Origin of the sequence: Ensifer sp. KUDG1 (assembly GCF_050434285.1) — a bacterium.
Taxonomy (GTDB): Bacteria; Pseudomonadota; Alphaproteobacteria; order Rhizobiales; family Rhizobiaceae; genus Ensifer.
Genome location: NZ_JBNDIG010000010.1, coordinates 1 through 24,371, shown reverse-complemented (window position 1 = coordinate 24,371; position 24,371 = coordinate 1). Strand labels below are relative to the sequence as shown.

Annotated in this window: 16 protein-coding genes, 3 pseudogenes and 1 riboswitch; of the genes and pseudogenes, 13 read left to right on the top strand and 6 right to left on the bottom strand. The window is 59.0% G+C overall.

Annotated features, from left to right (window positions below):
- The first annotated feature begins 68 nt into the window (after positions 1-68).
- The 7 genes from M2267_RS22780 (at position 69) to M2267_RS22750 (ending at position 9,418) form a co-directional block, all read left to right on the top strand.
- Entirely contained in the window at positions 69-728 is a 660-nt protein-coding gene (locus tag M2267_RS22780; RefSeq protein WP_402322968.1) for a calcium-binding protein, read from the top strand.
- Positions 729-794: 66 nt separating this feature from the next.
- Positions 795-3,047 carry a glycosyltransferase family 2 protein gene (locus tag M2267_RS22775; protein WP_429117338.1) on the top strand — a complete coding sequence of 751 codons (2,253 nt, stop codon included), beginning with the start codon at positions 795-797 and terminating at the stop codon, positions 3,045-3,047.
- Complete coding sequence (locus M2267_RS22770) at positions 3,044-3,889, top strand: class I SAM-dependent methyltransferase (RefSeq protein ID WP_429117337.1); 846 nt, start codon at positions 3,044-3,046, stop codon at positions 3,887-3,889. Before M2267_RS22775 ends, M2267_RS22770 begins: the two co-directional genes overlap by 4 nt.
- Positions 3,886-5,148, top strand: coding sequence for a glycosyltransferase family 4 protein (locus M2267_RS22765; RefSeq protein ID WP_429117335.1), 1,263 nt, complete (start codon positions 3,886-3,888; stop codon positions 5,146-5,148). Before M2267_RS22770 ends, M2267_RS22765 begins: the two co-directional genes overlap by 4 nt.
- A gap of 10 nt (positions 5,149-5,158) precedes the next feature.
- Positions 5,159-5,890, top strand: coding sequence for a hypothetical protein (locus M2267_RS22760; protein WP_429117334.1), 732 nt, complete (start codon positions 5,159-5,161; stop codon positions 5,888-5,890).
- 10 nt (positions 5,891-5,900) lie between these two features.
- Positions 5,901-8,120, top strand: coding sequence for a hypothetical protein (locus M2267_RS22755; protein ID WP_429117331.1), 2,220 nt, complete (start codon positions 5,901-5,903; stop codon positions 8,118-8,120).
- Entirely contained in the window at positions 8,117-9,418 is a 1,302-nt protein-coding gene (locus tag M2267_RS22750; protein WP_429117329.1) for a glycosyltransferase family 4 protein, read from the top strand. The genes M2267_RS22755 and M2267_RS22750 overlap by 4 nt, the downstream gene beginning before the upstream one ends.
- A gap of 71 nt (positions 9,419-9,489) precedes the next feature.
- Here the strand turns inward: M2267_RS22750 and thiD are convergent, their stop codons facing one another.
- From thiD to M2267_RS22725, 5 genes and pseudogenes are all read right to left on the bottom strand, one after another.
- Positions 9,490-10,320: a bifunctional hydroxymethylpyrimidine kinase/phosphomethylpyrimidine kinase gene (gene thiD, locus M2267_RS22745; RefSeq protein WP_429117327.1), complete on the bottom strand. Its 831-nt coding sequence runs from the start codon at positions 10,318-10,320 to the stop codon at positions 9,490-9,492.
- A gap of 117 nt (positions 10,321-10,437) precedes the next feature.
- Positions 10,438-10,541: riboswitch (TPP riboswitch) on the bottom strand.
- A 332-nt stretch (positions 10,542-10,873) separates the two neighbouring features.
- A pseudogene (locus M2267_RS22740) lies at positions 10,874-11,110 on the bottom strand (IS110 family transposase); the annotation flags it as partial.
- Positions 11,111-11,132: 22 nt separating this feature from the next.
- A pseudogene (locus M2267_RS22735) lies at positions 11,133-11,544 on the bottom strand (LysR family transcriptional regulator); the annotation flags it as partial.
- A 1,147-nt stretch (positions 11,545-12,691) separates the two neighbouring features.
- Entirely contained in the window at positions 12,692-13,873 is a 1,182-nt protein-coding gene (locus M2267_RS22730) for a glycosyltransferase (protein ID WP_429117325.1), read from the bottom strand.
- Positions 13,867-14,439, bottom strand: coding sequence for a dTDP-4-dehydrorhamnose 3,5-epimerase family protein (locus M2267_RS22725; protein ID WP_252160620.1), 573 nt, complete (start codon positions 14,437-14,439; stop codon positions 13,867-13,869). The genes M2267_RS22730 and M2267_RS22725 overlap by 7 nt, the downstream gene beginning before the upstream one ends.
- Before the next feature lie 617 nt (positions 14,440-15,056).
- Between M2267_RS22725 and M2267_RS22720 the strand changes: the two genes are divergently transcribed.
- From M2267_RS22720 to M2267_RS22695, 6 genes and pseudogenes are all read left to right on the top strand, one after another.
- A complete protein-coding gene (locus M2267_RS22720; protein ID WP_429117321.1) occupies positions 15,057-16,448 on the top strand; it encodes a BNR repeat-containing protein in 1,392 nt (463 codons plus the stop codon).
- Positions 16,449-16,608: 160 nt separating this feature from the next.
- Positions 16,609-16,869: a hypothetical protein gene (locus M2267_RS22715; protein ID WP_252160621.1), complete on the top strand. Its 261-nt coding sequence runs from the start codon at positions 16,609-16,611 to the stop codon at positions 16,867-16,869.
- A gap of 55 nt (positions 16,870-16,924) precedes the next feature.
- Positions 16,925-17,512, top strand: coding sequence for a class I SAM-dependent methyltransferase (locus M2267_RS22710; RefSeq protein ID WP_252160622.1), 588 nt, complete (start codon positions 16,925-16,927; stop codon positions 17,510-17,512).
- A 1,110-nt stretch (positions 17,513-18,622) separates the two neighbouring features.
- Positions 18,623-19,116 (top strand): annotated as a pseudogene (locus tag M2267_RS22705) (IS66 family transposase); the annotation flags it as partial.
- A gap of 1,134 nt (positions 19,117-20,250) precedes the next feature.
- Positions 20,251-21,084, top strand: coding sequence for a class I SAM-dependent methyltransferase (locus M2267_RS22700; protein ID WP_252160623.1), 834 nt, complete (start codon positions 20,251-20,253; stop codon positions 21,082-21,084).
- Between the two features lie 174 nt (positions 21,085-21,258).
- The gene (locus tag M2267_RS22695; protein ID WP_429117318.1) at positions 21,259-22,443 is read left to right on the top strand and encodes a polysaccharide biosynthesis/export family protein; all 1,185 of its coding nucleotides are present in this window, start codon (positions 21,259-21,261) and stop codon (positions 22,441-22,443) included.
- A 266-nt stretch (positions 22,444-22,709) separates the two neighbouring features.
- On the opposite strand, the gene tnpC is transcribed toward M2267_RS22695, so the two are convergent.
- Positions 22,710-24,248: an IS66 family transposase gene (gene tnpC, locus M2267_RS22690; protein ID WP_429117779.1), complete on the bottom strand. Its 1,539-nt coding sequence runs from the start codon at positions 24,246-24,248 to the stop codon at positions 22,710-22,712.
- Positions 24,249-24,371 lie beyond the last annotated feature (123 nt).

The window sequence follows — 24,371 nt, the reverse complement described above, 5'->3', positions numbered from 1 at the left end:
GTTTGAGACCGGGGATGAGCGCAAGCAACAACCAAGATGACGTAAGCAACAACTAAGAGGAGTAGCATATGGCCACGTTGGAAGGCGGCGCGTATGATGACGCCCTTTTTGGCTCACGCTTCGACGACTTCATCCATGCCCGTGGTGGCGATGACTTCGTGAACGGAGGCAATGGCGACGACACCATTTTCGGCGACGAAGGTGATGACATGCTGTTCGGCGGTAACGGCAGCGATACCCTGTTCGGCGGCTGGGGCGACGATGTTCTCCATGGCGACAACGGGAACGATGTCCTGTTCGGCGGCCAGGGCAACGACCTGCTCTACGGCGACAACGGCAACGACATTCTCATTGGCGGCGACGGTAGCGACCTGCTGATGGGCGGCCGCGGCAGCGACATTCTGTTCGGTGGTGCCGGCAACGACATCATCAACGGCGGCCAGGGCGACGACGTCATGACCGGCGGTGAGGGCAGCGACGTGTTCGTGTTCGACGGTGGTGGCGGCAACGACGTCATCCTCGACTTCACGCCCGGCGAAGACCTTCTGCAGATTTCGAAGGACATCAACGGCCTCGACATTTCGTCGCCGGAAGATCTGGCATCGCGCGTCACCCAGGTTGGTGGCAACGTGGTCATTGACTTCGGCCATGGCGATACGCTGACGCTCGTCAATGCGGACGCCGACGACATCCAGGCGAACCCGAACCACTACTTCACGATCCATTGAGATTGACTGGTGCGCCCCACTTCCTCCCGTGGGGCGCCCTCCCTTTTCGTCCTTCAGGAGTAGCGCGTGACGGCAGACGACCGTATCAGAAGCTTCGGCCTCGACTTCACAAGCGCCGCAGCATTCAGGCTCGGCCTCGACGTTGCTGTGTTGATCTGGGACACACCTTCCGAACTCTCGGCTAAGACCAAATACGCACTTTCCGCGTCGCGGTCCCTCGTGCCTCTCGTCAGCATGGCGCTTCCCCGCGCCCAAGGGGGCCAACGGATCTTCTGGGCGATGCGCCCCGGAAACGAGCGTGAGCTCGCCGAAATCGCCGCGGATGGCGAGGTTTTGCACACGGTTGTCCTGGAACCGACCGCCAAGCTCCCCTTCCTCGATCTGGCGGCCCAGCTTTCCGACCTTCAGCCCGAAGGTCGTCTCAAGTTTCTCAACAATCTGCTCACGGTCTGGCGCAGCGCGTTTCGCCTGTCTCGTGACGAATTCTTTATTGGCCTCGTCGATGACGTGATCCACGCCCTGAACCTTGGGCAGCGCCCCGCAACCATCGCCTGTCGGCTCGCGCATGGACGCTACCTGGCAGAGACGACCGTCAATGCCGAACTCGGCGAGATCAACGCGATCTATGCGCTCGGCGCCGAGGCAATCTTGCCGCTGCCGCAGCAATTCGGCGTGACCGGCCGAACCGATCGCGGCCAGCGCCGCTGCCATTTCGTTCTTGAATCGCCGCGCGCGCCGCAGGCGCTCTCGCTCATCATCATGGGAAAGCGCGGTATCGCCGTGCGCGAGCTTTCGCCGCGCGGCTCCCGCTATCCCAACCTCCAGCAATGGTGGCCCGAGCACGGCGCGGCGGCGGGCTTGCGCGAGTTCGTCGTGCGGTCCTTGAGCGAGGTTCCGGAAAGCGGCACGGCCCTTGCGATCGACCTGCAGCTTCGCTCAGCCCTGCCAGCAAAGCAGGCGGGTAAATCCGCAGTCCATCCGGGTGCTGAGATCGACCTCGCCCTTGCGATGTCGGAAGGCCTGCTCGTCGGCGGCTGGACACGCGACGCAAACGGCGTCCTTGCCGGCATCGACTATCTCCAGGAAGACGGCACGGCCTTGCCGCTCGATGGCAACTGGTATGAATTTCCAGGCTGGGCCCGAGGCGCTGAGGACGGCTCCAAGACCGACGTGACCGGTTTTGTCAGCTGGCTGCCGATGCGCGACCCGCTTGGCCCCCTTCTCCAGCCGCGCTTCCAGTTGCGGCTGGCGTCCGGCGCGGTCAAGCCGCTGGTGCCGAAACCGCAACCCTTCGATCCGGCAACGCAACGCAACCGCATCCTGCGTGCCGTTCCGCCCCAGCACGCCAACGATCAGGCATTCCGCACGATCCTTGCGCCGGCGCTGAGAGACGTAGAGCAGCGACTGGGCAAGACGATCAGGGTCGATCAGACCAAGGACTTCGGCCCGATGATGGCCGCGCCGCTCATCTCGATCGTCGTTCCGCTCTACCGCGTGCTCGACTTCCTGCGCTTCCAGCTGTCGGGACTGGCGACCGACCCCTTCGTCGCGGCCAATGCCGAGATCATCTATGTGCTCGACTCGCCCGAGATCCACGACGAGACGGAACACCTGCTCGGTGGCTTCCATCTGCTTCACGGGCTTTCGATGAAGCTCGTGGTGATGAACCGCAACGGCGGCTATGCGCGCGCCTGCAATGCCGGCGCACGCTTTGCCCGCGGCTCCGTCATCGTCATGCTCAACTCGGACGTCGTGCCATGTGGGGCCGGCTGGCTGGAAAAGCTTGCGCTGCCGGTGCTGAAGGAAAAGTCGATCGGCGCCATCGGCCCGAAACTGCTGTTCGAGGACGGCTCGCTGCAGCATGCGGGCCTCTATTTTGCCCGTAACAAGCAGGACATCTGGCTCAATCACCATTTCTACAAGGGAATGCCGGGCGCCTATGCGCCGGCGCAGGAAATGCGCAGCGTGCCCGGCGTCACCGGCGCCTGCCAGGTGATGCGCAAGGAGGTGTGGGACCTCGTCGGCGGCTATGCCGAGGACTTCGTCATTGGCGACTACGAGGACAGCGATCTCTGCCTCAAGATCCGCCAAGCCGGCTTCGACATCGTCTATGAGCCTGCAGCCTGTCTCTATCATCTGGAGCGGCGCTCGATCAGCCGCAGCCAGGATTACACGCGCGGCGTCGCCAGCCAGTACAATGCATGGCTGCATACCGAGCGCTGGAACCAAGACATTTCCACCCTGATGCCATCCTACCTCGGCGCCGAAGAGGCGGCAGCGCCGAGCACCCGTAAGCCTGCCGCCAGGAGCGCCGCATGAACCAGCCCGCACTTCGCCACGCAGACAACCTGCAGCCGGCCTGGCAACAGAACGAAGACCGTATCGAAGGCATGCTTCAGACGGTTCTCACCAATCGTTTCCTGCCGCAGCCGGACCAAAACAGCGTCTTCGTTGGAGATGGCAACTACCGGGCTGTCGGCGCGGAGTTTCTCGGCCACTTCATCCGCATGGGCGGATTGCAACCGAAAAGCAGCGTGCTCGACATCGGCAGCGGCATCGGCCGCATGGCCGTTCCGCTGACGCAGTATCTCGATACCGATCACGGGCGCTATGTCGGTATCGACCCGGTGGAAGGCGGCGTCACCTGGTGCCGTCAATCCGTCACGCCGGTCTATCCGAACTTCACCTTCCAGCATGTCGACATCACCCACGAACTCTACAACCCGTCGGGCAGGATCAACGGCAAGGCGCTGAAGCTGCCTTACCCGGATCGCCAGTTCGACTTCGCCATCATGACGTCGATCGTCACCCATCTGCCGCCGGACGAGGTGCTCGTCTATTTCAGCGAGATCAACCGGATGCTGAAACCCGGCGGACGCCTCTTCGTTACCGCTTTCGTGGTCGACAGCATCGCCGCGAAGGATGAACACGGCCGGCGGGATCCGCGTCTTGCCTTCGTTCGCAGCGGCGACGGCCCCTGCTGGTTCGTGCCCGGCTTGCCGCCGCTTGCCGCCGTCGGCTTTGATGATGGCTTCCTTGACCGGGCGCTGGAACGGGCAGGTTTCACGACGGTCCTGAAATCGCTCGGTCACTGGCGGGGCCAAAGTGCCGGACACTACCAGGATGTCTTCGTCGCCGAACGCCGGAGTGTGAGCGGATGAAGAAGCGCATTCTGGTCGCCGCGCACAACCATCCGGCACTCCATCCCGGCGGCACGGAGATTTTTGCACACGACCTCTTCCGCGCCTATCAGCGGGCCGGTCACGAGACGCTCTTCCTCGGCGCCACCAACCAGACCCACCGCCAGGTGCGGCCCGGTACGAGCTTTCAGGCGATCGGCCCCGAAGGCGACGAGGTGCTGTTGTGGTCCGGCCATTTCGATCGCTTCTTCATGAGCCAGATCGACCTCTATGGCGTCGTGCCCGACCTTACCGAGCTTTTGCGCGACTTCCGGCCGGATGTAGTTCACATCCACCATCTGCTGCTGCTTGGCGCCGAGTTTCCGCACATCGTCCGCCGCACCCTGCCCGACTGCCGGATCGTGATGACGTTGCACGACTACTATCCGCTTTGCCATCACGACGGGCTGATGGTGCGCACCAGCGGCAAGGAGCTTTGTCACAAGTCGAGCCCCGACCGTTGCCATAGCTGTTTCAAGGACATTCCGCTCGATCGTTTCGTGTTGCGCGAGCAGCATCTGAAAGCGTTGCTCAGAACCGTCGATCGCTTCATCTCGCCGAGCCAGTTTCTGAGGCAACGCTTTATCGACTGGGGTCTTAACGGCGACCAAATCGACGTGATTGCCAATGGCCTGCCGCCACGAGACGCGCCGTCGCGCAAGGGCCAGCCGGAGAACGATCGGCCGGTCTTCGGCTATTTCGGCAATCTCAATCCCTGGAAAGGCACGTCCGTGCTTCTCGAGGCGGCACGACAACTGATCGACGAGGGCCTGCGTTTTGAGCTTAGGGTGCACGGGGGCGCGCCCTTCCAGGCGGACAGTTTCAAGGACGAGATCGCACGGCTCTTCAAGAAGACGGCGCCCTCCGTTCAGCAGCGCGGCGCCTACAGGCGCGAAGACATCGGCGACCTCATTGCCGCTGTGGACTGCACTATCGTACCGTCGATCTGGTGGGAGAACGCACCGCTCGTCATCGGCGAGGCGCAGTCCCAGCGCAAACCGGTGATCGCCAGCAATATCGGCGGCATGGCAGAAATGGTGCAAGACGGCGTCAACGGCATCACCGTTTCGCCGAACGATCCGCGCGCGCTGGCCGCCGCCATGCGGCGCATGGCGGAAAGCCCGGACCTTCGGCGCCGCCTTTCGGCCAATGCCCGCAAGCCCAACGATATCGATACCACGGCCCGGCGTTATCTCACGCTCATCGACGCGATCGAGCCGAGAGTAACCGTCGCCGCCTAGAGGGAAGACCATGTCTGTAGCAGCCGACAAACCGGACGTCGCACCGGAGCAGAACAATGCAAAGCCGCTGAAGGGCCGCGTGGACGCAATCGACCAGGGCCGCGTCTTCGGCTGGGCCTTCGACCCGGAAACGCCGGAAAAGCGGCTTGCCATTCGCGTGCTTCTCGACGGCAAGGTGATCGCCGAGGCGCTCGCCGACCGCAACCGGCCCGATCTCAAGCGCAACGGGATTGGCGACGGCAACCACGCGTTTGAAATCGCGTTGCCTGAGATGGCGAGCGCGCGCAGCGGCGAACTCGTCGTGCTTGCGGCGACCGGCAAAGGCGGCGAATTGCCGCTTCGTGTTCCCAAGCCCGACGAACAGGCGGCCGAAGCACTGATTGCAGCACCGCTTGCAAAAGTGCTCGACAAGCTCGACGTATTGATGGCAGCGCAACGGCAATTGCAGGTCTCGCAACGTTCCGCGCAGCGGTCGAAAGTTGACGACGGCGATGAAGCCGAAAACCCCGGGCTTGCAGCAATCAGCGACGATGTCGCGAACCTCCGCGGAGAAATTACCCAGCGACTGACCGATCTCGACGTCCACTTGATGCGGCTCGACGGTGTGATCGCCGGCATGGAAAAGAGCCTCAACGCATTAAAGCAGCGCTCGAACGGCGATCTGAAGCCGGCGTTTCTGCTGCTATTCGTGCTTGCAGGCTTTGCGGCAGGCGCGATCCTTTCCGTCTTTCTTCGGACCTGAGGCACATCTCATGCCTAGTTCGGAACTCAGCCTTTCCGCAAGCCCCGCACCGCTTGGCCGCATCGCGCGCAGTGGGCGCATTATCGCCTGCCCGATCGACGAAACACTGCTGCTCTTTATCGGTACCGGTGGCCCGATGGCCGATCAGTTGTCGGTCGAGATCAATGAAGATTCGTCAAACCAGGTGATGGCGTCGGTCGTCGGCTGGCGGCTGGCGGCACCTCAGTCTTCCACCACGCATGGCTTTGCCGCGTTGTTACCGCTCGAAGGCTCTGATCGTCTGCCGACGACCCTACGCTTCGGCACGGCGGGTAACGGCAAGCGCTACATGGTTGCGCCACGCGCCGCTTCGATCGTTGAAGTGACCGCGATGCTGAAGGATTTTGCCGGTCCGCAGCTGGTCCACGTGCTCGGTCGCCTGGTCGACGTGCTGATCAAGCCGCCGCATGCCGATCAACGGCTCGCAGCCATCACGCCCCTTCTCAAGACGGGAGCTGCGAGCGACGGGTACATCGAGCTCCTTGGCGAGGGGCATGACGGCAGCATCGCCCTGAAAGGATGGGCGCACGACCTGCCTGCCGGCGTCTGCCGGGCGATCGTCAAGAGCGACGACGCCTTTCTGGCCGATTGCAACGTCGCCATTTTCCAGCGCAACGACGCCCCTGACGGCGCGGCTGGCTTCGTCGGCCTCCTGTCCGCAAACGACCTGCCCCGAGCGCGCGACATCAAGGGCATATTCTATCGCGGCCGTGGCGCCTGGCGTTATGCCGGGCTCCACGAACGCCGGGTCGTGACCGGTCCGCTCGAGACACCCGGCCATATCCGCGCGATGCTGCTCCAGAGCCAGAGTTCGCCTCAGGTCATGCTTCGCCTGCGCGATGCCGCGAGCGGATACGATGGCACCGAAACGATTTCAAGCCTTCCGGTTCCTGTCCGCCTTGGCGTGGATGCGCTCTACCAGGGTGAGGATGGTGCCTTCTTGATTTCGGGCTGGCTCTTGGACGCGGAAGGCCATGTTGAAACCGTGCGACTTTGCCGACAGGGCGGCGGGGCACGGCTAGACGCAGGCTGGACCCGAACCGAGCGGTCCGACGTCGAAGAGGCCTTCGTCGATCGCCCGGAATTCAAGAGCGCGATTTCCGGTCACCGCCGATCGCATGGCTTTATTAGTCGAGTCGAGGTGCTTAATGGCGAGGCGGAGGGACCAGTTCACATCGAACTCACCCTCAGGGACGCCCGCCGCGCCTACATGCCACTTTTCCCGGTCCGGCTGCCCGCACGCACCGCCGCCCTACGGCTGCTTGGCTCGATCGATCCGACAAGCTGGGCCCTGCCCGATATTATCGACCGGCAGATCGTCCCTTTCCTGACGGCGGCGCGCAGCACCGCACCGACCATCGAGACCGTTGTCGACATGGGCCTCTTCGACCAGGCCGAGGGTACCGCCATCCTTCTTGTCGCCGGAGAAACCGAAACGGATTTCGCACCGCTCCTGGGGCTGCTCGCGCTTGATCCGCAAACGCGCCGAGCCCCGATCGCGCTCGTGCTGCAGACCGAGCGGTTCCGAAGGCATGCGGTCCACATCCGTCAACTCTCGGAATTCTATCGCTTGCCGCTGCGGCTCATCTCCGTCGAAGGCGCCGGCGATGCATGCGACCTGGCGCAAGCGGCCGCCGAAAGCGTGAACAGCGACGCGGTCGTTCTGCTTTCCTCGTCGCTGACGCCAGCCAATGCCGGGTGGTATCAGGCACTCGTTTCCGCTTACGAGGCAAAGACGGGAAGTATCATTTCTCCGACCCTTGCCTATGAGGATCACTCGATCCGCTGGGCCGGCAGCACGTCGCTGGATCGTCCCGACCATCTGCAATCGAGCCGCTACGCGGGCTATCCTGTCGGCGCCGTCAATCGTCTGAAGCTGACCAGGGTTGCATCCGCATCGCTCGATTGCTGCATCCTGCCGCGCGAAGCGCTTATGGAGGACGCAGGCCTGTCGCCGACCTATCTCGGTGCAGCGCTGAAGGGCCTCGACCTCGCTCTTCGCCTCAGCGGAAAGGGATACGAGGCCTACTGGCTTCCTTCCCTGCAGATGGTGGGATCCGACGAGGTGCCCGGAGAGGGTTCCGCCGCCACCGCGCGCTTCGTCGAACGTGTCGATCGGACGCTGTTCCGCGGCCGATGGATGCCCGCCTCCGAAACTGCCAAAACATTTTTCGAAGAGGCTGGCGCATGAGCGAAAAACTCCGCGTACTCGTGGTCTCCCATGGCCACCCGACCCATTCGCTTGGCGGGGCGGAAATTGCTTCGCATGGTCTTCACAAGGCGCTGAACGGCCTGTCGGGCGTAGAATCGATTTACCTTGCCCGTGTCGGCAATCCGGTTCCGCGCCATGGCGCCTCCGCGCTGATGAGCCTGCGGCTTGCCATGGACGAAGTGCTCTACCACGCCGAAGACTTCGACCATTTCTTCCTCTCCAACGGCGATACGGACGCGATCCGCCGCGACCTCCTGCGCTTCGTTGGCGATATCAAGCCTGATGTCGTTCACTTCCATCATATTCTCGGCTTCGGCCTGGAAGCGCTCTATGCCGTTCGCGATGCCCTGCCCAAGGCGCGCATCGTCGTGACGTTCCACGAATATCTGCCGATCTGCCACAATCACGGACAGATGGTGAAACGCCCCTCGGGCCAGCTTTGCAACGGCGCCTCGCCGATCAGCTGCCACACGTGTTTCCCCGAAATCCCGGTATCGAGGTTCGTTCGCCGCGAGCAGTTCGTGCGCGGCATGCTCAATCTCGCCGATGCCTTTATCGCGCCGAGCGCCTTTCTCGCCAATCGCTATGTCGAGTGGGGGCTCGAAGCCGCAAAGATCTTCGTCATCGAAAACGGCATCGTGATGGGCGACAAGGCGCCGGCCCGCGAGCTGCCGTCAGCGACGGCGCGGCGTAACCGCTTTGCCTATTTCGGGCAGATGACGCCGTTCAAGGGCGTTCACGTGCTGATCGACGCGGTATCGCGCGTGCCCGACGACGTCTGGGGCGACGATTCCTCATTGATGATCTTTGGCGGGAACCTCGAACGTCAGCCGAAGGACTATCAGGAGAAGGTGGCGAAGCTGATCGAGGACGCCGGTCGTCGCGTCCGCTTCTACGGCGCCTACCAGAACCAGGACATGCCGCGGCTGATGCGCTCGGTTGACTGGGTAATAATGCCCTCTGTTTGGTGGGAAAACTCCCCCGTCGTTATACAGGAAGCGTTGCATCACGGCCGGCCGATCCTGTGTTCGGACATCGGCGGCATGGCGGAAAAGGTCCGCGATCGGCTGGACGGCTATCACTTCCGCGCCGGCAGCGCCCAGGATCTGGCCGACCGTCTGATCGACGTCTTGGCCGCCCCGCGGGCATGGGACAATCTGCGTGCGACGCTTCGGCGGCCGACGAGTCATGTCGATTGCGCACGGGAGCATGTGGCGCTTTATCGCAAGTTGCTCAAGGGCGAGCAGCAGTCCCTGCCCAGCGCGGCAGTGGCCTGAGGTAGGGCCGAAGCCATGCCACACTGCTCAGCCTGATCGCGACAACCGGCTAGGACTTTGCTTGGCTTCGGCTACGTTCGAAGCCGCGGCGCCCGACCCTTGTCGTTGCCCCACCAATGATGAAAGTGATGAACCGGCCCATTCCCCTGGCCGATGGTCAGGCCATCGGCCGCCACCAACGCGGCATGCAAGTAGGCCTTGGCTGCCACAACCGCATCGTCAATCGGCATACCCTTGGCAAGCCCCGAGGCGATTGCTGCCGAGAGAGTGCACCCGGTGCCATGATCATTGCTGGTTTCGATCCGTGGCCGCGACAGGATGAGGACACCCTCCCCGCTATAGAAAATATCGATCGCGTCCTTGCCCTTGGCATGACCGCCCTTCATCAGCACTGAACGCGCACCGAGCTTCAGAAGGATCTCTGCCTGACGCGCGACCTCGGCTTCGGTTTCGGCGATTGGGCGTCCGGTCAACAGCGCCGCCTCGGGCAGGTTCGGCGTCAGCACAAGCGCCAGCGGCAGTAACTCCTCTTTGAGCGTCGCGACCGCATCCGAGCGCATCAGATGGTCGCCCGAGGTCGCCACCATCACCGGGTCGATGACAGCCAACCGGCCATAGCGTTTTAGACCGGCCGCAATCACCCCGATCGTCTCCCGGCGAGATACCATTCCGATCTTCACCGCACCGACGGCAAGATCGGAAAACACCGCGTCGATCTGAGCCGCAACGACGGTCGGGGAGATATCCTCCACCGCAGATACCCCGCGGGTATTTTGCGCCGTGACCGCCGTGATCACGCTGGCGCCATAAACGCCGAGCGCAGAGAACGCCTTCAGATCCGCCTGGATGCCGGCCCCGCCGCCAGAATCCGACCCTGCGATGGTTACGGCAATCGCGGTCATAGCCCCACCTGCAAGAGGCTTGAGCCTTTTCGGTTTGAGTCAAAAACGGACACGAGCAAAGCGACCTCCCGGAAATGGACGGAGATCCGGTCGGCAAGCGCAAAGACGGCTGGTGAGCAGAAGGGCCCTCGCCGTTCCTACGCCGGTATGATCCGGATCAGGTTCAAGGGTCTGGCTCACCGCCATCTCAGCACCGTGACAGTGCGCCCCTCGGCAGGAGGGATGCTAGGGGCGGATGATCGGGGATGTCAATGGCCGGAGTTTGGAGCTCGCATGCGTGATTCGATGCAATTCGCGAGAAATCCAAGCTTTCACAAGGACAAAAAAAGGCCCCTATTGCCGTTAGAGCGCAAGGGACCTTTCGTCTGAGCGTTCGACTTCACAGACACGCTGACATTACGTTTTTCATCCGACAAGGCAAGCGGGACGCACACGTATGCATCTCAGGAATCAGAGAATTCCGGGGTACATAATGGCCGGATACATCGTGCGCTGCACGAAAGTGCGGCTCAGTCCTCATCGCCGATCGTTTGGGGTGTGGCATTGCCGTCATTGCGGTTTTCAATATTGCCCCATCGATGACGACGCCACCATTCACATACTTCCGTAAGGCGACCAGCAGTTTGCGAGCGAGCACCACGATCATCGTCTTTTTGAATCGCCCGCCATTCTGTGTGACGCGCTCCTTAAACCAGCAGGACAGGCTGGAGCCCGGCTGGTAGCGCAGCCATAACCAGGCGAGCTCGACCATCGCCGTTCGCAGCCGCGGATTGCCCGCTTTCGGACGCCCTGCTCGCGATTGATCCGCGCCGCTCGATTGAACGGATGATGCCACCGGTCGAGCCGCTCTTCATATGCAGCGCCACGTCGGGGAACTTCCCGCCGATGCGGGCACGAAACGCTGGCAGCACGCCGATCGTCGCCGGATAGACGGTCCCGATCTTGATTGTGCGGGCCGCCTTACCGGCAGCAAATCGCGCCACATGCATCGATAAGCCGATATCGCCGATGATCCGCATCGCCCTATCGTAGAACGCCTCCCCTGCCCGCGTTAACTCGCCCCTCCTTGTCGACCGCTCAAGCTGCCGGACTCCCAATTCCTTCTCCAGGGCCTGGATATGTGAGCTCAGCGCTGGCTGGGCGATGTGCAAACGGACTGCTTACCCGATTGAAGTGCAGCTCCTCGGCGACGGCAACGAAGAACGAGAGGTGGCGAAGTTCCATCGCAACCTCCTGTGAACGTGCAGCCGCGACGCCACACGCAACGGACGCTTTCATGGTCCTAAAATACGTGGTTCCATAAATTGTCAAATGCTGTTTTGCAGCCATGGACGTACGGCAGCTGGGCGCTCTGAATCTTCGACGATTGCGGGTTGCGCGACAGATATTGCAAGATGATCTGGTGCTGGCTGCAGGTATTGAGCGCTCGTATGCCGGCCACCTAGAGCGCGGTACCAAAAACCCCACCATTGTTACACTTCAAGAAGTTCGCTCAAGCTATGGAATGCGAAATAGGCGAACTCTTTGGGAAAGTTCCGGAAGGCACAACTGCTATAGAGCCGCTCACAAGCGGGCGGCGAGCGGCAGCAAAAGGGACAATGTACGTGTTTGGAAAAAAAGAGAAATTCCGTGGGTCGGACATTCGCCGAGGCGCCAGTTTCCGCAAATACCCGTCCCAAACTTTATGCGATACGAGTAATTTCGGGAGCAAGTTGCCCTGAATTTGCTCTCAGGCAGACACGCCCCGTGTTTTTGCCGCAGGCACACTCGACAATGCTACTAAGAGAGGTAGGGGGCAATTCCCGCAGTCAGACGGAGGGCTGTTGCGCGTTTGTTGATCCAGCCATGGCGTCCCGCCACCACCGGGACGCTGCCATGCGCGTCGAACGCTTCCCGCAACAACTCTACCCGCGCTCGCTTGCGGATGCCTTCGAGGCATTACCGAGTGGGCCGCACGCAGTCGAAAAAGCAGAAAGGTCGACGGCAGCACCTTGAAGCGAGCGCCCTCGGCCAAGTCCAAAGTGCGTCTTATGACCACCCGTCGCGACGACCCGCTCCGCTGCTCGTTGAGGCTGGGGATTTGATCGGCTCATTCGCCACGGCGGCGCAAAAAATCGTGCAGACCGTCAGCGCCGCAATTACTTCACCACGGTCAAACGACCTGACGGAGAGGCAGGTCACCAAGCTCAAACTTGTTAAACGCCAGGTTTATCTCGCGCAAAGATTCACCTGCCCCAAGCCCAAGTCATCGGAACGGGATAAAATCTATCACCACCAAAACTGCGTCAGAACCTAATTTGCACGCCGGAACACATCTACGAATTATCTTGGATTGGAAGTCGTGAGTCCCGACGCCCGCTGCTGAGGCCGATTAGGACGCTTTGGTGCGCCCCCATCGGAGTCGCTCAATTGTTTCGTGCACGCGCCAAGCAGTAGATGCCCGAATTCGCCTAAGTTCGCCTGCCAACCGTTCGACTTCGGCCGCCAGACACCTGGATTCGTGTAACGCTTCGTTAAGGCGATTATCCAAAGAATCAATTTTCTTTCGGCACGCTTCTATTTCGATATCCGACGTTGCCCAGCCGTCTTCCGCTATTCGCGACTGGGCTTGATAGGTCGCAGTTTCCGTGCGCGCTGCTGCGAGTTCCTTTTTCGCAGTCGCGGACTTTTCGTTCGCAGCCTTCAATGCTGGGCGAATAATTTGCAAGTCGTCCCAGGCCAAGCGAGCAGTAAGATCTCGCCCCGCCTGCCGGATTGCGGCAGTCCACTCCTCTGGATCGGCGTTTAGGAGGTCCGCGTAGGCTTGCTGCTCAGGTTGACCCGAGGGAATTGGTACCCGTAGTGCCGCGGGCCACCAATCAGCAACATCTGCGATAGACAGCATACTCGCTAATTGCCTCATCCCAGTTTCTCGAGAGCGCTTCCATTTGGCAGAGAAGTGCAACACCGTGGGCTGCCGACAATGGGCCACGGCGGGTTCCGGGTTTTCACGGACTATGCGCTGCCATAAGCGCCAATCGGCAGCAGCCGGAAGGTCTTCCGGCCAAGAATCCAATGATGGCAGGCAATCAGCTCGATAAAGAAAGCAGCTCGCCGGGATCGTATTCTTGCGCTCCATAAAATGCGAGAGTTCGTCCGGCATTTCAAGGTTCGTCAGGAATGGAGCTGCTATGCCGTCGGTCGAAACCCAAAAGGCCTGACTGTGAGCAATGGCGGCGCCGTGTCCGAGAGCCTTTATCAGAAGTTCAAAATGATCCCGCAGTACAATGTCATCATCCGCGGCAAAGCCTATGAACCTCCCCCGCGCTTCGCGAAGAGCGATGTTCCGATTCGCATAGCCGAAATGAGGCGCCTTCGGCAGGTCGAAGAAACGTATGCGATCATCCTTGAAGCCATGAACCACATCCGCGGTGCCTGGGGCGCAGCCGTCCCCAACTACAAGGAGTTCGAAATCACCAACGGTTTGCTTCAAGACAGATTCGATCGCGATTCCGATGACGTCGACCCGCGTATGGGTCGGCATTAGAATGGAAATTAGAGGCTGGCTCACCATCCCTTGGCGCCTTCAAAGCTGTACGGGATTAGATCGGTGTCAATCGGAAGCCGATATTTGTCAGGGCTCGAATGATCGTATTGGATCGTTGGGAAATTAACGACAACAACGTCGGAAGTACCGATGTTGTGATCCGCATGCCAAACGAATTTCGGTACGTTGACAAGTCGAGGTCGGGTGCCGGACAGATAGACCTTGCAGATTTTGCCGTACGTGCTCGATTTTGGCCTTGGATCGTACAGTACAAGTTCCAATTCGCCGCTCAAGACAAAGTAACGGTCCTCATGTTGCTTGTGTAGTCCCCATCCCTTTACGATTCTGGGCCGGATCGTAAAGACGTAGGAAAAGACGAGCGGATCGGGATGCCAACCCCACCTGGGATCATATATCTCGGTGACGCTACCGCGATCATCGTCGTGTCTGATGCTCTCGTGAAAGGACATCCCATCTAACAGGGGCGCAGTACTTCTCCTTTGCTCATCGACAGTTCGCTGGTCCTGAACGGCGGTTGCCAAAGTCTCTTCTAGCAGATCACGTGGTTGCCCTGTTTCAGCCTTACCCTGCACGTATTCCCCTCCAAAGAACTATGTTCAGCGATATGCCATGCTTGAAAGACGGACGCCATAGCTGGTGTCGCTACGCGCAATTACGAAATTAGTAGCTCGTCCGCCAAATTTGTGATCGAGTGTAGTCATCACTCCTTCTGATCAGAGTTATGCCCCACGTTTTGTCTGCTTGATGCCCATGTTCGGTTAAGCCTCCGGATGGATCGTCTCGAGGCGACAGACATCTCATAGAATACGGCCAGGTACGCAATGACGTACACGGCATGGTGCCCCTGAGTTTCGGTCATCGGAAACTTGCCGGTAATCGTCGTCGGCCGTGTCCGCGTTGTCAGCTATCGTGTGGTCGCCGCCGACCACGTCCGAATCCGTTGATGTTGAAGTGATAGTGCGCCTTGTCGAGTACTCAAACGCGCGATGATGGTTCATCAGATCATAATCGGCTGAAGCCATTCTAACGGCAGGCGGTCTTTAACGTGATGTCCTTGGGTGGGTTAGTCGAAAAGACGTGGGTAGCCCTCGATGAAATCCAGCGCAAGATTTACCTGGAGCGCCCAGATATCGCCATGTTGACTCGATGGAGAGGAGCACAGTTAAGTCAACATCCTCCGGCTTCCAAAATGATCAAATCACTTCCGAAAAAAATTCTCGCTGGGACCGTTCTACTGCACTTGCTCAGCTACAATCAGTCCAGCGCTTCTACGTGTGAAGCAGGCATTCCGGTGTCTGTTGGTGACGGCCGCAAGGGCATACAAATCGATAGCAGTTGGTCCGGCGCGACCGTCCCATTTGATGCGATCGCTCGCGGCGACGTGGTCTACTTTGGCTACTACGATGCCGATAGGTGGCTGACCGTTGCGGATCTCAATCTTTATTCGAGTGTCGTATGTCGCTCCCGTCTACCGTCTCAATTTTCGGGCTGGGACAGCCACAATAGGGTGGCCCTTGCCTTTGACCGGAACGGACAACTTCACATTGCCGCCAACATGCACGGCAGCCCTTTGGTCTACGGTGTGTCGGCTAGACCGGGTAACATCAGCGACATCTCCATGTCTCCAATGATCGGCCGTGATGAGGACAAGGTCACATATCCCAACTTTATCAACGGGTCGGACGGCAATCTGTATTTCGTGTACCGCAACGGCTTAAGCGGTGACGGCGGATGGTTCGTGAATGTGCGTAACGGAGAAACCTGGCGACGCGCGCTTAACGCTCCAATCTTTGCCTCGACCTGGGAAGGTTCGCCGACGAGCGCCTACCCTTCCGTCTTCCGAGTGTCGAAAGATGGCTACGTTCATTTAGCGGTCGTTTGGCGACGCTCCCCTGACTTGGCGACCAATTATGCGATAACCTATGCGCGCACCCGCGATTTTGTGAGCTGGACAGACCAGAACGGCAAGCCAATTACGACGCCAATTGACCCGGGCAGCAGCACGATGATCGAAGCCACCGGAGAAAACCAGGGTCTACTCAACTCAGCGCGAGTCAGTGTGACGCCTGCCGGGGTCCCCATTGTGACGTACACTCGCTATGGTCCCGACGGGAAAAACATTATTGTTGCCGCATCACCATCCGCAGGAGAGTGGCGTCGGTCAACCATTGCGACCGCCGGCAACCAATCGCTTGCTGCGGGCCTAGGGACGGTGCCAAATTTACCAACGTTTGGAGATCTGAGCTTTAGCGGCAGCACGATAGCCAGCGTAACCATCAATTTTCCCGGAGAACCGCCTCGACGCGTCTTGTTCGACGCTGATACGCTCTTGGTCGCTGATGCGCCAATCATAGGCTCTAGACCAGTTGCGGCAGCTCCCCTTAAAGTTTCAGCCCCACCGGGTCTCACCGACGCACGCCTAAACGCACGCAAAATTAGAATCGACGGAATGGGCGAGAGGACGACCGGTTCAATGGTCTACTTTTCTCAGGGCCTCAATCGAGATCAGCCACGGGAATGCACCTCATCCGAACCTAGGGTGTGCGCCCCACCTCCATCACCGCTGATATTCGTGCCCTAGGCCTTGGCCTCATGAAGCGCACTGCGCGAGAGCAATTTCCGCACACGGCAGTGGCGAAGCGATAGACGCGGCCTCCATTCCGCTATTGGCTTATGATTGCTTTCCCCTTTGGGCGGTTGCCTAAGAGAGAATGGATGCTGTGGGCGTGGGAAAAGTTTAAGTGCACGAGCCCTTTCGCCGTGCTCTAACCGTTGTAATTGATAGATCGCCAGATAAGACTGAGGAGGTGGACTTTGATCGGATCGGACGCGCGAGCGTAATGATGCGGCTCCCCAATCGAAAGAAACTTGCTGATGGAAACTTCCTCGCGCTTACTAACTTGATCGAAAGCTACGGCGCCGCAATGATCGCCAAACAAGAACGCGACTGCCAGGCCCTAGAAGAAAAAGTCGATCGCCTTCTTTCATTCCGGGAAACTTGATAATACCGCCGCCCGAAATGAACGCCTAGCCAATGCTGCTGCTAAGGGGGAACACATGCGCTCGGTGCCTTGGATGACGGATGACTCCGTCGAATTCATTTGCAATTTCACAGCCGGGACGAAGGATCGGACGCATCAATTGCCCCGAGTTCTGGAGTTCGGTTGTGGGGCAAGCACGCTCTTTTTTGCGTTCAAGTCCTCGGTACTCATAAGCTTCGAACACGACGCCGCGTGGAGCAAGAAAGTGACGGGACACTTAGAAATCGAAGGGATAGATCACGCGCGCGTGCACCTTCTCCCGCGACCATACTCAACCAAGGTTGCAGAGCTTGTGGGTGGTTCCAAATTTGACTTGATATCTATCGACGGGCGAGACCGCCTCCTCTGCCTTAAGGAGGCATTGGAGCAAGACCTTTTGGCAGCCAACGGGATAATCGTAATCGACAATACGGAGCGCATTACCACAGAAGACAAGCGATACGCTCCTATGATCGACGAGCTCGACAATCACGGCTTTAGGTACACCCACTTCGAGCAGCTCGGCATGGATCGTACCGGATGGATTGCCCCGCATCGGTGGCTGACAACTGTTGCATGGAAGGCGGCGGGATTGCAGTACACCTCAAAAGGGCTTCAAATCTGAAAGACTGTCGAAGCGACTGCGGACTAATATGTCCGTCTTCGCAACCTATCTCGTGAGCAAAGCGATCTGAAACCGAAGCTTTGAGAACCGGGTTAGCCGGTTGTCACAGGGATGGCGTACGCGCCGGCCCGGCTTCCCCAATTGGCCGATCTGATCGAACAGGATCGCCTAATACGAGCGCACGTCTCAGAAAAGCGAAACCGCCTATTCTCAGTTGATTATCAACCGAGGCGAATCATGGTCCCTGACGAAATTGCCAGAGCAGCATGGAGCTTTTCGGCCCGTCACCTTACGCGCGGGCACGCGACCCGACGAAGATGTTCGCTGAGACTATTGCTCCGGAACGGCAACGCTGTTTGGAAATCGCCACCGAATGTTGCGGCGAAAGCAGCGACGTCGTCAGAGAAGTCGCTGAACGGTAAACGAGAGGGCCGGCATGGACAAGCACCCCAAGCGCGATCGGGAACTAATAACGATTGCTGTAGCAGCGATCGCCACATTGCTGGTAATCGCGAGCGCATTGCTGTTCGTCGTGATCTGAATTCGCGAAGGGCACTGCCGCCGCTGCTTTCGTGGTGCGTTGAAGACCTCACATAATATCGGGCAAGAAAAGCCCCTCTCGTTAGCAGGGATGCTTCACGTGCTATGCAGCTTGAGCGTCAGTCGCCCATATCTGAGGCGAAAGGCGAAACATAGAAACATAGAAACATAGAAACATAGAAACATAGAAACATAGAAAGATAGATGATGTCGCGATTCTTCATCGGGAACGTCTGTCCTGCCAACAGACTGTCTGGGCGGCTCATGTCGAAACTGCAGACCAGCGAAACTCGGCCATCTCTATCTCGGCGTCATTTAAATGTCGCAACGGTCGCGCTGGCCAATAAGACCGCAAGGGTCGCATGGGCAGTGATGACCACCGGCAAGACTTATCGCGCGGCTGCGTAAGGCAACCGTGCCCGAATTTCGGTAATGCGAGGGCGATTGAAGTGATGGCAATCCGGTCGGACCGGAATCGACCGAACCCGTTGGACCTATCGGGCGACTGTGCCCGTCAACGTAATTGAGTGTCAATCCGCGTATCTCATCGAGGTCAGCAGCAAGCGCTGCAAAAGCTCCGAGATTTCAACGGCGACGGTCGAGCGAATGGCGACGCTCTGGCAGATCGAGGAAACCACCCGCGGCAAAAGCCCTGAGGCCCGTGCCGCGGCGCGTCAGCAAACGGTGGTTGTCGCCGATTTCTACGCCTCTGGCAGAAGACCCTGCCGCGGGTCTCCGGTAAATCGAAACTGGCTGAGGCGCTCCGCTATGCCATCTTGCGTCGCGCCATCTTCGAGCGCTTCCTGACCGACGGCCGCATCGAGCTCGACTCCAACATCGTCGAGCGAGCAATCCGACCCCAGGCGATTACGAGAAAGAACTCCCTCTTCGCCGGTAGCGACGGCGGGGGACGGACCTGGGCAACCATCGCGACGCTGTTGCGGACTGCGAAGATGAACAATATCGATCCGCTTAACTGGTTCAGCCAGACCCTCGAGCGCATTGCCAACGGCTGGCCGAGCAGTGAAATCGACGCGCTGATGCCGTGGAACTACGCCCGCTGAACGGCCTCAGCTTGGCTAGCATCCGGGAACCCGCTTCGTCTCGGTTGGAAGACTTATGACGTTGATGGGGTTTCCAATATCGTTACGAATACTCCCGTGAACATCCAAGGCTATGGCTTCGGAAGGAGCGTTCTCCGGTTCATTGGCGTCACGAGTGGGTTGAGAATATCTCAGTCTAACTACGCATTCCCGACGCACATCAGAAGCATTGAGCTGCAGACGACCCGGCAGGAGAACGGAACGGCGCTGAAGATAAGCTATTCGGCGGCTGATAGCATAGGCAACCGAAACGTCCCGCGTTGCTTGCTCGAGGATGTCAATATCTTCGGCTCTAACCTTGACACGGCGGGTTGGCAAAAGGGGATCATCCTCGAAAACGTGCACCGACCGCATCTCGTGCGACCGCAAATTTCTGGCAGGAAAGGGGCTGAGCCTTCAGGTAACTTTCGTTTCAAGAATGTGCTCACGGGCATTGAGTCTTCGGTTGCGACGACAGCTCGATTAAAAATCTTTCATTGATCAACCAGGCATCTGATGCTGCAGTTAACGGTCAGTGGAACGGGGTCGACGTGAAGAACTAGGTTCGCGTGACCATGGATGACATCCGTCACACGGCTCCCTCGAAAACGGTACTTGTTAGCGGGTCTTCAACGTTCGTAAAGACCAGCCGCATCACTGCAACAGGTGTTTTCCCGAATGCAGTAGCGCAGGTTTATGAGGATAGCTCGGGCGGCAGCAATCACTGCAGGCAACATAGAAATCGCCAATGTCAAAAACGGAGGTGCAGTGACAATTACTGCCACGGCCGGGGCCGTCGCGACTTACGGGAGCTTGAAGGTATGCAAAGGCGAGAGATATCTCACTTCTGGCTTTGTGCGTGCACTTAAAGGCGGCACTGCAGGAGACCTGGTGTCTTACCTGGGTTTCTCCGGAACAGCCCTGGCAGCGTTCGGGTGGACAGATCGTCGATCTCTGAGTGCAATGCGCAAGCCGCTGGCGCTACTGTCTCGCACTGCCCAAGTGGCGTCCTGCGTTTATCCCTGTCGGGCGACCTTACTTCCAGCTCTAGGCGGAATCCTCGGGAAGCAACTCCTCGGTAACAATTGGTGATGCCCAGATGAGGATAACCCAACTTTGACACTGGTATCGAAAAGGTTGCATCATCCGAGCGCAACGAAAAAGGGGCGGGTCGAGATGGAGCACCAGACATTCAAATACAGGGACTATGATGTCCCTGTTCACCTGGCGAACATGACGGGTGGTGGGCCGGAAAACTTTGGTGAGATAGCCCTTCATCATCAGAGCCTAATCCATCATTGGATCGATATTCGCCCGAGTGACCGTGTTTTTGAAGTTGGTTGTGGGATCGGGCGTGACGCCATTCCACTTGCTGAAACACTCACGACCGGTGTGTATCAAGGGATCGATTTGATCCGGCCATCTATTGATTGGTTGAATGAGAATGTCGCGTCGAAGTATGCAAACTTCTCTTTCCACCACCTCGATATAGAAGACGATCTACACCACCCAACCGGGAAAATGCGGGTGGAGGACGTTCGGTTGCCGGCGGGGGCGCGGAGCGTAGATAAGATCTTTCTTTTTTCGGTATTCACTCACATGTACCGAAATGAGATCGGCCACTACCTGAAGGAATTCAATCGAATTTTAGCGCCTGGCGGGAAGGTTTTCGCGACCTGCTTTTTCGTGGATGACGCAATCCTTGCGAAGGCGAGGGAAACAAACCTCACCCAGTGGGATCTGCGATTTGAGCACGAGATCGAGCCGGGATGCTATATCAACAATCCAGAGTCTCCGCGCGGGGCGACGGCTTTTACGAAGGGCGCCATAGAGGCAGCAAACGCTTCCTCTGGACTTAAGATAGTCAACTCTTTGAACGGGACTTGGTCCGGGTACCACGAACATTGCGATGATGGGCAAGACGTCATCATCTTGCAAAAGCCCCAGTAACAACCTTTCTGTTTGCTAGTGGTAGGTCTCTTGGCTAACAGAGTAGAAAACATGCGCCCCATCAAGCTGGAATCTTCAGCAGCCGCTAGTTGTCATCGGCTGAAGTAGCCTCCACAGCATTGCACCTCAGCTTGTTTCCGTGGTAAGGCGGCCGCGCCTTTCGGGAGAAATGTAGTGAATCGCATTCGCGTCTTGTTTCTCGTTGCGACACTCGCGGCTTGTAAGTCAGCTGTTCCCGGCGAGGGGCCGCTAACAGGTGCAATCCTCTCAGAGGCTGGCAAATCGGCCAAAGAACTAAACCGCGACGCCACGGTCTACGAAGTCGTCGATGTGGACAGCCGATCAGCAGGTACGATTTCCGCGTATTCGCAGACGACATTAGCCAAGCGGCTAGGCTTTGGCGGACGCCCCGGAAACGCGACGATCGGCGTAGGCGATCGTCTCGCTGTTTCAATATTTGAGGCTGGGACGGATGGGCTGTTCTCTACTTCGAAGTCAAAGGCCTCTAAGTTAGTCGTGGTGGTTCAGCCCGACGGGAAGGCGGCTATTCCTTACATTGGCGAGGTGCGGTTTTCAGGTCTGACCCTAGAGCAAGCACGACATGGGATCGTTGAAGCTCTTAAAGGCAAGGCGGTCGAGCCTGACGTCATTGTCACCTCGCTGGATACCGCGTCTCGCAAGGTGACGGTCACCGGCGCTGTTAAAGCGCCGTCTGTCGTGCCGTTGAATTTGTCCGGTGACCAACTCACGGATGTCATTGCCAAGGCGGGTGGCGCGCGCGGGGAGACATACGACACGTTTGTCAGCATCACCCGTGGAAACATGTCTGGCACGGTCTTGATGAGTACTCTCATTGCCAACCCATCTGAGAACATCTGGGTTCGGCCGGGCGACGAAATCACGCTCGTGGAGGATCCACGGCAGTTTACGATTCTTGGTGCTACCAAGTCGAACAAGCGACTAGCTTTCGGTTCTCGTGACCTCAGCCTCATTGAGGCCGTGGGCATGGGCGGAGGCGGCGATGATAACGCGACTGCTCAAGGTTTCTTCCTATTCCGGTACGAAGAGCCCGAGATCGCGGCCACTCTAGTGGGAAGATCCCGCTATGACGAGATGCTCAGAAAGGGAATGCGTCCAGATAAAAATGGCCGAGTTCCGCTCGTCTACCGCTTCGACGTGAGTCGCCCGGACAGCCTCTTGGCTGGACAGACTTTCCCGATAAAGAACCGGGACATCATCTATGTCTCCCGCCACTTGACGACAGATATTTCCAAATTCCTTGGCATCGTCGGGAAGCCCCTGCAGGTGGCAAACACTGGTGTAAGCGCGGTCAACCACGCCGTGGATATGGGCGATTGACTTAGATCACGACGAACAGCGCGATCTTCATACGGCGGCTTGAGCGCCATTCCAATCATAGCCCACCATGCCCCCCCGACGGCATCATGCCGTCGCTGGCTTCACATCCCGTCGTCAAACGTAAGCGACAAGCTGACCCCATCTGGCGTTGGTAGCGTTGGCGCCTGTATTGCGGACGGACGATTCACAATCGGTGAGCTTCTATGTCTGCGCCTAGCTCTGGAACTCTGGAACTAGAAACTTCGTAAGCGACAAGCTGGGGCCGTTCAGGCGGCGTAGTTCCACGGCATGAGCGCGTCAATATCGCTGCTGGGCCATCCATTTGCGAGGCGCTCAAGTGTCTGGGTAAGCCAGGCTTGCGGATCGACGGCATTCATCTTTGCTGTCTGCAGGAGTGTCGCGATCGTCGCCCAGGTCCTGCCGCCGCCATCGCTGCCAGCGAAGAGGCTATTTTTCCTGGTGATGGCCTGGGGTCTGATGGCTCGCTCGACAATGTTGGAGTCGAGCTCGACATGGCCGTCGGTCAGGAAGCGCTCGAATATGTCGCGACGCGATATGGCATACCGGAGAGCTTCGGCGAGTTTGGATTTTCCCGATACCCGCGGCAGGGTCGCCTGCCAGAGTGTGAAGAGGTCACGGACGATCGCCGCCGAACTTTCCTGACGCGCTGCGACACGAGCTTCGGGACTTTGGCCGCGGACGGTTTCTTCGATTTCCCAGAGCCTCGCCATACGCTCGACCGTCTCTGTGGCGACCTTCGAGCTCTTCGCCGCGTGCAATTCGTAGAACTTCCGCCGGCTATGTGACCAGCAGCCAGCCAGGACAACGCCGTCGTTGCCTCCATCCTTGCGGACAAGCTTGCTGTAAGCACCATACCCGTCAACCTGCAGGATGCCGCGATAGCCGCTCAGATGTCGTGCGACGCACTCGGTCGCTCGACTGTCTTCAAAGCGATAGGCCACCAACGGCGGACCGCTGCCTCCGAAAGTGCGGTCATCCCTGGCGTAAGCCCATAGCCATGCTCTCTTTGCCGACCCGGACCCAGGCGCAAGTGTCGGCAAGGTCGTTTCATCGGCAAAGATCCGCTTCGCCTTCTTGATCTCGTTCAGGATGTAATCGGCAAGGATGTCGAGTTCGAACCCCAACTTGCCCATCCATTGGGCCATGAGCTTGCGGTCAAGTTCGACCTTGTCATGCGCGTAGATCGCTTCCTGGCGATAAAGCGGAAGGCCATCGGCATATTTGGAGACCGCGATCTGGGCGAGAAGTGCTTCTGTTGGAATCCCGCCTTCGATGATGTGTGCGGGAGCCGCGGCCTGGATGACGCCGTCCTCGTTCCTAAAGGCGTACTTGGGACGACGCGTGACGATAACACGGAACCTGGCTGCGACGACATCGAGCCGTTCGGAGACGTCTTCTCCGATCAGGATCTTCTGCTTGCCCGCATGCTCCGGCAATTCTTCCGGCTCGATCACGATCTCGACGCGCTCAAGATGCGGCGCGAAGCCCTTGCGTGGCCGTGGACCACGCTTGCCGTCCGCATTCCCGCGGCCCTTCGTGACCTGGGCCTTTATCGCCGCAATGCCGGTCTCGATCTCCTCGAAGACAAAGGCATGCTGTTCGTCATCGACCGGGGATGTCAGCTTTTCCGAACGCCGTCCAAAGCGGGCCCGATCAAAAGCCTTCAGGATTTGCGTCAGCCGCTCGATGCGTTCGTCGGCGTCAGCGTTCCGGGCCTCGAGGTCATCAACCTGCTTTTCCAAAGCCTCGACGCGGACTGCCTTTTCGGCCATGGCGAGAACCATAGCTTTCAGGGCCTCTACATCATCCGGGTGCGTATTCCGATGATGCCGGACGGCTATTCCAATCTGAAGCCGGACAGGTATTCCGATCGCATACCGGACACGATTCCGATTTGAAGCCGGACA